Genomic DNA, 11,777 nt, shown 5'->3' with positions numbered 1-11,777 from the left:
AGCGGAGGAGCGCTCCCCCGCCTTCGTCAGCGCGAGGCGACGTCCTGCCCGCGCTGCTGCGCGGGGAACGGGTTCGGCCACAGCGGCAGGAGCGACTGCCGGTAGACGGTGAGACGCAGCAGGTCGATGCCCGCGATGGCGGCGAACGCCATCGCATTGTCGGTCCCGTAGCTCCCCTGGAGCGAGAGGCTGATGCCGAGCGGCGCGCCCAGCGTGAGCGCGCCGGCCACGCCCGTGGAACCTGCGCCCCAGAAGCGGCGGTAGCCGCCCGCGTCGAGGGCGAGGCCCAGCTGGCCAGCCTGGAAGCCGCGCGTCGCGACCCGGGCGAGCAGCGCGAGATCGATGCCGCTGTCGAGGATCGGCGTCGCGCGCATCAGGCCGCCGACGATGACGGGCGCATCGGGCGTGGTCCCGACGCCGACGTCGCACGACAGCGCGCCGTCGAAGATGAAGTCGCTTTCGCCCTGCTTCCAGCCGACCGCGCCGGCGCCCACGAAGGTCCACGCGGAGGCGTCCGCGCGCGACGGTGATGACCAGGCGAGCGGGGCGAGCAAGGCCCCGAGGGCGGCGAGGCAGGCGATGGACGAGCGCACGCGAGCGAGCTACCACGAAGCGCCGAGCGGGGATAGGTCAGCGCACGGGGCCGCGCCGCTCGACGATGTGCCGCGCCACGAGCGCGGCCACCTCGGGATCGAAGAGGAGCGTGTTGTGCCCCCGCCCCTCCATCACCCGCACCTCGCCGCCCGGCAGCGCGTGCGCGATGGGCGAGCGGACCAGCGTGTCGGCCCCCGCGATGATCGACAGGTGCGGGATGCTCGACCGCGCCGTCCCGAGGAGGACGCGCCGGAGGACCGGGCTCGACGCGTCGAGATCGCGCGCGCCGCCGAAGCCGAGCAGCGCTGCGCGCGGGATGCCGCCGAACGGGCTCGCCATGGAGATGGTCTGCACGACGCGCGGATCGCCGACCTCCTGCGCGAAGAAGCGGCACACGATGCCGCCCATGCTGTGGCCGACGAGGTGCAAGCGCGCCCCGTCCGGCAGCGACGCGACGAGCGCCGCGAGGCGCGCCGACAGCGCCTCGACGCCGGGCCCCGGCGCGTAGGACATCGTCGCCGTGTGGACCGACCACGGCGGCTCGGCGCGCGCCGGGTCCGTCTGACCGCGCGCCCGCGAGGCGCGAGACATCGCGGCGTGGCGCTCGATCGCCGTGCGCAACGGCCGGAGGACGCCGGCGGAGGCGAAGAGCCCGTGAAGGATGACCACCACCTCGTCGCCGTCGCGCGCCCCGTCAGGGATCACCGGCGCGAGGGTGTCGTACGGCAGGAGGACCGCCTGCCTCGCGAACGAGGCCACCTCCCTGCCAGCTGTCGCCGCGAAGGCCGACGCACGGAACCACCTCGCCACGTGGTGGCTCTTACCATGGATCCGTCGCGCGACGTCCTCGCGGCTCGCGACGCGCTGTGTCGCGGGCGCGCGCCACGCGGACGCCGCGCGGGCGGCAAGGAGGCCGATCACGGCCGCAGCAGCCAGACATGGAAGCTGCGGAACGTCCCCCGGAGCGCGCGGATCCGGACGATGTCCCCCGGCGCGACGTCGCGCAGCGGCACCCGGATCTCGGACCAGCGATCCAGAGGGCGCTCTGGCACCTCGACGCGCGCCTCGTCCGCGGCGCGCTCGACAGCCACGCCGATCGCGATCGGGCCGCCCCCGTCGGTGCGCAGCGCGAGCACCGCGGGCCCGCGGGCGCTCGCGGCGGCCGCGGCGGCCGCGGCGGCCGCTCTGATTGCGAACGACTGCTCGCGCCCCTCGGGGATGATCCTGCCGGCGTCGAACCGCGGCGCACCGCCGCCGTCGCTCCCGTCGCGCAGCACGGCGCCGACGACCCAGCCGCCGCGCGGCGACGGGAACGCGTAGCCGTGCGCCCGCTCGTCGACCAGGTCGGCGATGTCCACCTCGTCGATGGCCTCGTCGCGGCGCTCCCCCGGCGGCGCGAGCGCCGACCAGTCCGCCTCGTAGATCACCTTCTCGTCCGCGGCGCACATCACGTTGTCCTCGATCTTCACCGCGTCGACGCGCCGGCCGAAGACGTCCGCGAGCCCGCCCCACCACGAGGGGTACAGGGCGAAGACGTCGGGCCGCTCGGCGGCGTCGAGCCGCTCGATGAGCTCGACAACGGCCGGGACCCCGTGCACCGAGGCCCGCGCGAACGGCATCCCCCGGTATCCGCCGAGCCCGAGCCCGTCGATGGCCGGGATCCCCGACAGGTACGGGATCGCGCCCGCGTCGCCGAGCAGCACCCGCCTCGGCCGCGGCGCGCGCGCGGCGAGGCGCCGCGCGACCTCGACCTGCTGCCCGGCGATGTTGGCCGAGGAGCGGGCGAAGTGGTCGATCTGCCGCGCGAACCACGCGGAGGGCGCCGCGAGGGCCGCGAGCGCGAGCGCGGCGGCGACGCCGGCCGCGAGCCGCCCCCGCCGCGCGAGCGCCTCGGTCCCGAGGGCCGCCGCGACGAGCAGCATCGCGAGCGCCGGGGCGGCGTAGCGGAGGTTCTGGTAACGCGCCGTCGCGTTGAGCGCGACGAGGAGCAGCGAGCCGTAGGCGCCGATCAGGAGCGGCACGGCGAGGCGCCGCGCGCGCCGGTCGAGCGCCGCGATCGCGCCGAGCAGCGGCAAGAGCAGGGCGTAGGACGGGCCGCCGAGCGCGCTCTCCAGCGCCTGCACCTGCAGCGCGGCGAGGTTCTTGATCACCTCCAGCGCCTTCTCGAGCGGCGCCGGGTACGGGTTCGAGAGGATGAGCTTGCGCACCGCCCCCGCCGCGCTCCACTCCCCCGTGAGCGCGCGGTTCGCGGCGGCCTGCGCGGCGAGGAGCAGCGCGGTCGGCAGGGACGCGCGCGCGAGCGACGCCGCTGCGCCCAGCGAGCCCGCCGCGTGGGCCACGGCGACCGCGAGCGGCGCCGCGAGCGCGACGGCCTCGGGCCGCGTCGCGACGAGCAGCGCGGCGAGGAGCCCTGCCCGGAGCTGCTCGGCCGGGCGCTGCGCCGGCGGGGCGAGCTCGGCGCGCCGCACCGCGACGAGCGCCCGGCCCATCACCGCGCCGAGCAGCGCGAGCTCCATCCCGGAAAACCAGCTCCAGTCGAGCAGCGGCACGGCCACGACGAAGAGCGGCGCGACCCAGGCGACCCAGCGGGAGGAGGCGGCGCCCGGCCCGCCGCGCGGATCGAGCAGCCACCGGAGCGATCGGCAGAGGTCGAGCAGCGCGGCGCACGCGAGGAGCGCGGCGAAGAGGCCGAGCCACGCGCCGCGAAACCCGAGCAGGTACCCGGGCGCCAGGGCGAGGGGGTACGCCAGGCTGGTCCCGCCCGAGGAGTAGCCGTTGCCCGGGATCCACGAGAACGGGTGGCCCAGGGCCGCGGCGCGGGCGAACCCGAAGTGGATGTAGACGTCGTCGAGGGGCGCCGGCCAGACGCCGCCCGTCCTGGCGAGCGCGGGCCCGTAGAACGCCGCGGCGGCGCCGAGCACCGGGATCGCGGCGCTCGCGTGCCACAAGAGCGGCCGGATCCACGGCGGGCGCCTCACCGCCCGGCCGGTACCACGAAGGAGCCCAGGACGGCGCGCCGAATCTGGCTAGACTGCGGGCCATGGTGCTCAGAGCCGTGGTGGACGAATCGGTCGACGCCGCCCACTGGGAGGCCGTCGAGGAGGCGGCCGAGCTCCTGCAAGAGGAGCAAGTCCAGGAGGCGCTCGTCGCGCTGCGCGACGTGATCAAGGCCTCCCCGTCGAACCCGTACGCGTACAACCTGCTCGGGCACGCGCTCTACGAGCTCGGCCAGCTCGAGCCGGCGCGCGACGCGTACCGCGCCGCCGTGCGGCTCGCGCCGAGCTTCCTCGGGGCGCGGGTGGCCCTGTCGCACGCGCTCCGTCGCCTCGGCGACACCGACGGCGCGACCGCGCAGGCGAAGGAGGCGCTCCGCCGGTTCCCGAAGGACGGCGAGGCGATGCACGCGATGGGGCTGGCGTACGCGGCCCGCGGCAACCGCGCGCTCGCGCGGAAGCACCTCCAGGGCTTCCTGGACGCGGGCCCGGAGGTCGAGGCCGCGATGGAGGTGCGGCAGATCCTCGAGATGCTCGGCGTCGGGGGCGACGACGAGCCGCTCCAGTTCGAGTAGCCTTCCCCCGGCGCACGCGCGCGCTCGGCGCGCCGGAGGCAAGGAACTCGATGGTGACCACCCCGCACTTCGATCTCATCATCCTCGGCACGGGGCCGGGCGGCGAAGGCGCCGCCATGACGGCCGCGAAGCACGGCAAATCGGTCGCGGCGATCGAGCGCTACGCGCGGGTCGGCGGGGGCTGCACCCACTGGGGGACGATCCCCAGCAAGGCGCTGCGCCGCGCGATTTACCACATGAACCTGATTAACCAGAGCCCCATCTACAAGCGGATGGATGTGGTTCCGGAGTACCCGTTCGCCGAGCTCCTCGCGACCGCGAACCGCGTCATCGACGAGCAGGTCGATCTGCGCGAGAGCTTCTACGACCGGAACCGCGTCCAGCTCGTTCCGGGGCAGGCCAGGTTCGTCGATCCGCACACGATCGAGGTGGAGAGCGACGGCGGCCAGCGCCGGCGGTACACGGCCGACAGCTTCGTCATCGCGACCGGCTCGCGCCCGTACCGGCCGGCCGACATCGACTTCAGCCACCCGCGCGTCTTCGACAGCGACACGCTGCTGCGCATGGATCACACCCCCCGGAGCATCACCATCTTCGGGGCGGGCGTCATCGGCTGCGAGTACGCGTCGATGCTGCGCAACATGCAGGTCGCCGTGAACCTCGTGAACACGCGCTCCCATCTCCTGGAGTTCCTCGACGACGAGATCACCGACGCGCTCGGGTACCACTTCTGCGACAAGGGGATCCGCGTCCTGAACGGCGAGGAGCACGAGGCGGTCGAGGCCACGAAGGAGGGCGTCGTGCTCTCCCTGAAGAGCGGGAAGAAGCTCCGGAGCGAGGTCTTCCTCTGGGCCAACGGGAGGTCGGGCAACACGGCCGATCTCGGCCTGGAGAGCGTCGGCATCACGCCGAACAAGCGCGGTCAGCTCGAGGTGAGCGAGACCTTCCAGACGAGCCAGCCGCACATCTACGCGGTCGGCGACGTGGTCGGCTTCCCGGCGCTCGCGAGCGCGAGCTACGATCAGGGCCGGTACGCGGCCAGCCACATCTGCGGCCAAGCCGACGACAAGCTGGTCCGGGACATCCCCACGGGCATCTACACGACGCCCGAGATCTCGTCGCTGGGCAAGAGCGAGCGGGAGCTCACGGCGGAGAAGGTGCCGTACGAGGTGGGGAAGTCGACGTTCAAGACGCTCGCGCGCGCGCAGATCACGGGCCAGCAGGTCGGGATGCTGAAGCTGATCTTCCACCGCGAGACGCTCGCGCTGCTCGGCATCCACTGCTTCGGCGAGAACGCCGCGGAGATCATCCACATCGGACAGGCGATCATGTCGCAACCTGCGCCGCACAACACGATCCGGTACTTCGTGAACACGACGTTCAACTACCCCACCATGGCCGAGGCCTACCGCGTCGCGGCGCTCGACGGGCTGGGGCGCGTGTTCTGAGGGCGCGCGGCACCCGAGCGCCCCCGGGCCGCCCCTGGCAGCGTCCGGCGAGTCCGTGGCGTGCGTAAGGGCCGTCGAGGAGGGCAGCGGCGCGCGGGCGCTCGGATCGGCGGTTGCCAGCGCGCGGCGCGGGGGTGATACTCCCCGGAGGAGCACGCTGTCATGGCCGCCGCTGCACCCCTCCTCGTCCCCCCTGCCGGCGCCGCCGACGCGGGCGCGGCGAACGGCTCGGAAGACCAGCTCTTCGTCGTTCATGACGTCTCGTGGGAGGAGTACGAGGCCATCCTCGCCGCCCTCGGCGACCGAGCGGGCGTGCGGGTGACGTACTGCGAGGGAGTGCTGGAGCTGATGAGCCCGGGCGGACCGCACGAGGGGCGGAAGACGATCCTTGCCCGCCTCGTCGAGGCCTACGCAGAGGAGGCGGAGCTGCCTCTCAGCGGGTACGGCAGCATGACCGTCCGCAAGAGGCTCGCGGAGCGGGGCGTAGAGCCGGACGAGTGTTACGTGCTCGGGACGGTCGACGACGGCGAGATCCCGGAGCTCGCGATCGAGATCATCGAGAAGAGCGGGACAATCAACAAGCTCTCCGTCTATGCGGGGCTCGGCGTGCCCGAGGTCTGGTTCCTGAAGAAGGGAAAGCTCTCCATCCACCTCCTCGGCCCGGACGGCTACGCGGAGGTGGGGCAGAGCCGGCTCCTGCCGGGGCTCGACGTCGTGGGGCTGACGGAGTTCATGCTGCGCAAGGGGGATCAGACGACCGTGGTGCGCGCGTGGCGCGCGAGGCTCCGGGAGCGGGGCGCCAGGTGAGCTCGGTCCGCTGAGCGACGAAGCGCCGTCCACCGAGGCGCTTCGCGACCAGCCTCCTACCCCCCGCCGCTCGCCCGCGCCGCGCACGCCGCGGCGATCGCCTCCGACCCCGCCTCTCGCGCCACGATCTCGCACGCGCGCCACGCAGCGAGCCGCTCCGGCCCCGCGGCGCCCCGCGGCGCCGCCGCGACCCGCGCCTCGACCGAGCGCGCGAAGGCGTCCAGCGCCGCCTCGTCCCCGCGCTCCGACAGGAGCGTGCCCAGCGTGAGCGCCGCGTGCGCGACCTGCCGCTCCGCGCCCGGGTACATCGCCTCCGCGAGCGCCTCGACGAGCGCCGGGAGGTCGCGGCGCGCCGCGGCCTCGCGCGCCCGCACCTCGGGCGCCGCGGCCTCGGCCCCTGCGACGCCGAGGCGCCGCTCCAGGTAGCCGACCACCGAGCGGGCGACGCGCTGGAACGAGGCGAGCCCGTCGGTCGGCGCCTCGAGCACGCCGCCCCCGGCGCGCGCGCCCGCGACGTCGAGGTCGAGCACGATGACGAGATCCTCCCGCTCCCCGATGACCAGGAGGTCGCGCGCCCAGTCGAGCGAGCGCTCCTCCGCGAGCCACGCCGTCGCCCGCGCGACGTCGCCGCGCGGCAGGATGAGCGTGCCGTCCGGGAGCGCGATGCCGTCCGCCGCGGCGTAGAGCGCCGCGAGATCCGGCGGCTCGGCCAGCGCGAGGGACCACGCGCCCGCCTCCGCCGCCGGGGGCCGCGCCTCCACGCCGGCGCATGCGAGCAGCGCGGCGACGCGCGACGCGAGCGCGCCGGCCGCGCTCACGGCGCCCGCCGGCAGCTGCAGCGGCAAGCCCATCGCCACGGCGTGCATCTCGGTGCCGCGAGGCTGCGCGAACGTGTCGCCGGTGCCATCCGGTTGATGCTCTCGGTCATGTAGATGCTCTTCGGCGCGAAGCCGTCGCGGGGCGCGACGAACAGGCGCGCAGCGTAGTAGATCGGATCGACCACGTCGACGATCGACTGCGCGAGCGAGATCGCGGGGTGGAGCTCGTGCACCGCGCTCCGGCGAGCCCGGAAGAAGCCGTCGAGGACCGAGTCCATCTCGTGGATGTACTCGTCCAGGATCCTGAGGCGCCGCGGGTTGTGGTGGCCGTCGAGCCGGACCATGCCGCCCTCGCGGCGCAGATCGTTCGGCCACGCCCGCTCTGGTCTTCGTCCATGCTCTCCACCCACTACGTTCCAGACGAGCAAGGAGAGCGAGGAGAGCGAGGAGAGCGAGGCCGAGCCGCGCGTTCCGTCGCGAGGTGGCCGACTCCGACCTCAGCGAGCGGGCGCCGCAGCGCGCGCCGACGAGGGTGACTTCGGCTTGTGCTTCATATATATATGATTTAGGTGCTCCGGATGTCCCTGGAAGGCAGGATCGCGCTCGTCACGGGTGGGGGTCGCGGCATCGGCCGGGCGATCGCCGAGCGGCTCGCGCAGGGCGGCGCGCGCGTCGCCGTCGCAGGCCGCACGCAGGCCGAGATCGAGGAGACGGCGGCGGCCATCGGGGGCGTCGCCGTCCGGCTCGACGTCGGCGATCGCGAGGGCGCGCCGCCGGCGATCGCCGCGCTCGAAGCCCAGCTCGGGCGCATCGACGTGCTCGTCAACAACGCGGGCGTCGCCGAGAGCGCGCCGTTCGACAGGACCAGCGACGCGCTCTGGGACCGCATGCTCGCGGTCAACGTGACCGGCGCCTTCGCGCTCTGCCGCGCCCTGATCCCGAAGATGATCGCGCGCGGGTTCGGGCGCGTCGTCAACGTCGCCTCGACCGCCGGGCTCGTCGGGTGCGCCTACTCGACCGCGTACTGCGCGTCGAAGCACGCCATGGTCGGAATGACCCGCGCCATCGCGCTGGAGATCGCCCGGACGCCGGTGACCATCAACTGCGTCTGCCCCGGGTGGGTGAACACGAGGATGGCGGACGAGGCGATCTCCCGCATCGCCGAGAAGACCGGGCGGGGCGAGGACGCGGCGCGGCGGTCGCTCGAGTCGATGTCGCCTCAGGGCCGGATGGTCGAGCCCGGCGAGGTCGCGCTCGTCGTGGCGATGCTCTGCAGCGACGAGGCGCGCAGCATCCATGGCCAGGCGATCCCGGTCGACGGGGGGCAGGTGATGCGGTGAACGGCGATCTCGAGATCGTGCAGCCGGCCGGGTGGCCTGCGCCGCGAGGCTACGTCAACGGCGTCGTGACGAGCGGCAGGACGCTGCACATCGCGGGGCAGATCGGGTGGGATCCGGCGTCCGGGCGGTTCCGGAGCGACGATCTGGCCGAGCAGTTCGCCCAGGCGCTCGACAACGTGCTCGCGGTCGTCGCGGCCGCCGGCGGGGAGCCGGGCGACGTCGCGCGCATGACCGTCTACGTGACCGATCTCGAGGCGTACAGGGGCTCGCTCCGCGCGATCGGCGCCGCGTGGCGGGCGCGGTTCGGCAAGCATTTCCCGGCGATGGCCCTCCTCGGCGTCGCGGGGCTCGTCGAGCGGCGCGCGCTCGTGGAGATCGAGGCCGTCGCGGCGCTCGACGCGCGCGGCGGGGGCGGCCCGTGAGGCGCGGGGCGCCGGCGAGGCGGCCGCTCGCCGTGGTCCCCCCGCCGGAGAGCGCGCGCGGCGACCAGGCCGCCGTGCGCGCCTGGGTGCGCATCCTCGCGGTCCACAAGCGCGCGCTCGCGGCCATCCGGGAGGACCTGGAGCACGAGATGACCCTCCCGCGCTTCGACCTCCTGGCGAACCTCGTGCGCAGCGACGGGCAGACGCTCGCGTCGCTCTCCCGCAGCATGCTCGTCACGGCGGGCAACCTCACCGGGCTCGTCGATCGCGCGGCGCGCGACGGCATGGTCGAGCGGCGGGCCGACCCGAGCGACCGCCGCGCGTGGCGGGTGCACCTGACCGCCAAGGGGCAGCGCGCGTTCCGCGACGCCGAGCGGCGGCACGCCGCGCGCGTGGCGAAGGTGTTCTCCGGGCTGAGCCCGGCCGAGCTCTCCACGCTGACGCGGCTGCTCGACAAGCTGCGCACCACGCTCCGCGAGCCGGACATGCCCGTCCCGTCGCGCCCCGGCAGCGCCCGCGCGCACGCCGAGCGAAGCGCGCGGAGCCCCCCGCGGCGCACGCGGACGAAGCCCTGATCGCGCGAGGCTCGCGTCCGGCGCGCGCCGGACCCAGGAGATGCCCATGACCCTCACACCCCGCTCCTTCCAGCTCGAGCTCAGCCGCGGCGTCGCGGAGATCACGCTGAGCCGCCCCGACCGCCTGAACGCCCTCACCTTCGAGGTCTACGGCGAGCTCACGGCCACGTTCCGCTCGCTCGAGCGCTCGGCCGCGCGCGCGGTCGTGCTCACCGGAGCGGGGCGCGGCTTCTGCTCGGGCGGCGACGTCGAGGGGATCATCGCCGAGCTGTTCGCGCGCGACGCGCGGGGGCTGCTCGAGTTCACCCGCGCGACGGGCGCGCTGATCCAGAGCATCTGCGAGCTCCGGCGCCCGGTCATCGCCGCCGTCAACGGGGTCGCCGTCGGCGCGGGCGCGGTGATCGCCGCCGCCTGCGACCTGCGCATCGCCGCGGCGAGCGCCCGCTTCGGGTTCATCTTCCCCAAGGTCGGCCTGTCCGGCGCCGACATGGGCGCCTCGTACCTCCTGCCGCGCATCGTCGGCCAGGGGCGCGCCGCCGAGCTGCTCTTCTTCGGCGATCTCATCGGCGCCGACGAGGCGCTACGCATCGGCCTCGTGAACCGCGTCGTCGCCGACAGCGACGCGCTGGGCGTGGCGCGCGGCTGGGCCGAGCGCCTCGCGCGCGGGCCGGCGTTCGCGCACGCGATCACCAAGCAGATGCTCGAGAGCGAGCGCACGATGCCCCTCGCCGCCGCGATCGAGGCCGAGGCGCAGGCGCAGGCCATCTGCATGGCCCACCCCGACTTCCGCGAGGCCCACGAGGCGAACAGGGCGAAGCGCCCGCCGCGCTTCGAGGGCGCCGACCGGGGCGACGCGCCGGCCGCGCCCGGCGACGCCGACGCGCCCCCCACCCCGCGGTCCACCGGCCAGGAGACGCCCCGCGTATGAGCGGGCTCGCGCTCTCCTCCGCCGAGCTCCCCGTCTTCTTCGAGGAGCGCCACGCGGCGCTCGCCGCGCGGCTGACGCCCGAGGCGCTCGCGCCGCTCGCGCGGCTCGCCAAGACGCACGACGCCGCCGCCGTGGCGCGCAGCATGGGCGAGCCGCTCGGGCTCTACGCGCACCTCGTCCCCGAGGCGCTCGGCGGCGCGCCGAGCCCCAGCGGCCTCCCCGGGGACGCGACCGCCATCGACGTGCGCTCGCTGGTCCTCATCCGCGAGGCGCTCGGCCAGGTCGCCCCGCTCGCCGACGCGATCTTCGCGGTGCAAGGGCTCGGCTCGTACCCGATCGTGCTGGCTGGCAGCGACGCGCAGCGCCGCGCGATCTTGCCCGACGTGCTCTCGGGGCGGCGCATCGGGGCCTTCGCGCTGACCGAGCCCGAGGCGGGCAGCGACGTCGCCTCGCTGAGGACCGAGGCCCGCCGCGAGGGCGACGGGTGGGTCCTCGACGGCGAGAAGGTGCTGATCTCGAACGTGCCGCTCGCGCACCACCTCGTGGTCTTCGCCCGCACGGGCGCGCCGCCGCGCGAGGGCGGCGGCGCGGCGGGCGAGCGCGGCGGCGGGCGCGCCGCGATCACGGCGTTCCTCGTCGACAGCGGCGCGCAGGGCGTCGCCTCGGAGCCGCTCCCGATGTCGGTCCCGCACCCGATCGGCCGGCTCCGCTTCGAGGGCTGCCGCGTGCCGGACAGCGCGCGGCTCGGCGAGGTGGGCGGCGGCTTCAAGCTCGCGATGCAGACGCTCGACGCCTTCCGGATCTCGGTCGGCGCGGCGGCGAACGGGATGGCGGCGCGCGCGCTCCGCGAGGCGATCGCGCACGTCACGCGGCGGAGGCAGTTCGGGGCGCCCCTGTCCGAGCAGCAGATGGTGCGCGCCTACCTCGCCGAGATGGCGACCGAGCTCGACGCCGCCCGCCTGCTCGTCGCCCGCGCGGCCCACAAGCGCGACACGGCTGCGGCCGGCGCGGCGGCGCGCGTCTCGACCGAGGCGGCCATGGCGAAGATGTTCGCCACCGAGGCGGCGCAGCGGATCATCGACCGCGCGGTCCAGCTCCACGGCGGCATGGGGGTCATCGAAGGGACCGAGGTCGAGCGGCTGTACCGCGAGATCCGGCCGCTGCGCATCTACGAGGGGACGACGGAGATCCAGAAGCTCATCATCGCGAAGGGCATCCTCGAGCGCGCCGCCGCGGAGCCCCCTGCCGACGAGCGCGCTCGCGACGGGGCGCGGTAG

At 74.7% G+C, this 11,777-nt stretch carries 13 protein-coding genes; 8 read left to right on the top strand and 5 right to left on the bottom strand.

The genetic code is table 11. From position 1 onward, the window contains the following. Window positions 1–26 precede the first annotated feature (26 nt). From WME82_RS11250 to WME82_RS11240, 3 genes are all read right to left on the bottom strand, one after another. On the bottom strand, window positions 27–593 hold the full coding sequence (locus tag WME82_RS11250) for a hypothetical protein (RefSeq protein ID WP_438042827.1): 567 nt from the start codon (window positions 591–593) through the stop codon (window positions 27–29). Window positions 594–630: 37 nt separating this feature from the next. Beyond that, window positions 631–1,404: an esterase/lipase family protein gene (locus WME82_RS11245; RefSeq protein WP_438042826.1), complete on the bottom strand. Its 774-nt coding sequence runs from the start codon at window positions 1,402–1,404 to the stop codon at window positions 631–633. A gap of 107 nt (window positions 1,405–1,511) precedes the next feature. Beyond that, window positions 1,512–3,542 carry a hypothetical protein gene (locus WME82_RS11240; protein ID WP_438042825.1) on the bottom strand — a complete coding sequence of 677 codons (2,031 nt, stop codon included), beginning with the start codon at window positions 3,540–3,542 and terminating at the stop codon, window positions 1,512–1,514. 92 nt (window positions 3,543–3,634) lie between these two features. Here WME82_RS11240 and WME82_RS11235 point away from each other — a divergent pair, with 92 nt between their 5' ends. The 3 genes from WME82_RS11235 (at window position 3,635) to WME82_RS11225 (ending at window position 6,417) form a co-directional block, all read left to right on the top strand. Further along, a complete protein-coding gene (locus WME82_RS11235) occupies window positions 3,635–4,162 on the top strand; it encodes a tetratricopeptide repeat protein (protein ID WP_437870488.1) in 528 nt (175 codons plus the stop codon). A gap of 50 nt (window positions 4,163–4,212) precedes the next feature. Then, a complete protein-coding gene (gene sthA / locus WME82_RS11230) occupies window positions 4,213–5,610 on the top strand; it encodes a Si-specific NAD(P)(+) transhydrogenase (protein ID WP_438042824.1) in 1,398 nt (465 codons plus the stop codon). Window positions 5,611–5,772: 162 nt separating this feature from the next. Continuing rightward, on the top strand, window positions 5,773–6,417 hold the full coding sequence (locus WME82_RS11225; protein ID WP_438042823.1) for a Uma2 family endonuclease: 645 nt from the start codon (window positions 5,773–5,775) through the stop codon (window positions 6,415–6,417). 56 nt (window positions 6,418–6,473) lie between these two features. Here the strand turns inward: WME82_RS11225 and WME82_RS11220 are convergent, their stop codons facing one another. Both WME82_RS11220 and WME82_RS11215 read right to left on the bottom strand, forming a co-directional pair. After that, the gene (locus WME82_RS11220; protein ID WP_438042822.1) at window positions 6,474–7,268 is read right to left on the bottom strand and encodes a hypothetical protein; all 795 of its coding nucleotides are present in this window, start codon (window positions 7,266–7,268) and stop codon (window positions 6,474–6,476) included. Next, window positions 7,232–7,579, bottom strand: coding sequence for a hypothetical protein (locus WME82_RS11215; protein WP_438042821.1), 348 nt, complete (start codon window positions 7,577–7,579; stop codon window positions 7,232–7,234). The genes WME82_RS11220 and WME82_RS11215 overlap by 37 nt, the downstream gene beginning before the upstream one ends. Window positions 7,580–7,813: 234 nt before the next feature. Between WME82_RS11215 and WME82_RS11210 the strand changes: the two genes are divergently transcribed. The 5 genes from WME82_RS11210 to WME82_RS11190 are packed head-to-tail and all read left to right on the top strand — an operon-like array spanning window position 7,814 to window position 11,777. Further along, the gene (locus WME82_RS11210; protein WP_437555358.1) at window positions 7,814–8,575 is read left to right on the top strand and encodes an SDR family NAD(P)-dependent oxidoreductase; all 762 of its coding nucleotides are present in this window, start codon (window positions 7,814–7,816) and stop codon (window positions 8,573–8,575) included. After that, on the top strand, window positions 8,572–8,997 hold the full coding sequence (locus WME82_RS11205) for a RidA family protein (RefSeq protein ID WP_438042820.1): 426 nt from the start codon (window positions 8,572–8,574) through the stop codon (window positions 8,995–8,997). The genes WME82_RS11210 and WME82_RS11205 overlap by 4 nt, the downstream gene beginning before the upstream one ends. Before the next feature lie 32 nt (window positions 8,998–9,029). Then, window positions 9,030–9,572, top strand: coding sequence for a MarR family winged helix-turn-helix transcriptional regulator (locus WME82_RS11200; RefSeq protein ID WP_012234634.1), 543 nt, complete (start codon window positions 9,030–9,032; stop codon window positions 9,570–9,572). Between the two features lie 40 nt (window positions 9,573–9,612). Continuing rightward, window positions 9,613–10,500 (top strand): enoyl-CoA hydratase family protein, encoded by an 888-nt coding sequence (locus WME82_RS11195; RefSeq protein ID WP_437870483.1) that lies wholly within the window; start codon window positions 9,613–9,615, stop codon window positions 10,498–10,500. Beyond that, window positions 10,497–11,777, top strand: coding sequence for an acyl-CoA dehydrogenase family protein (locus tag WME82_RS11190; protein WP_438042819.1), 1,281 nt, complete (start codon window positions 10,497–10,499; stop codon window positions 11,775–11,777). Before WME82_RS11195 ends, WME82_RS11190 begins: the two co-directional genes overlap by 4 nt.

Origin of the sequence: Sorangium sp. So ce128, from assembly GCF_051525245.1 — a bacterium.
Classification (GTDB): domain Bacteria; phylum Myxococcota_A; class Polyangia; order Polyangiales; family Polyangiaceae; genus Sorangium; species Sorangium cellulosum_B.
Note: the sequence above shows the minus strand (reverse complement) of the source record. Positions and strands in the feature narration are given on the sequence as shown.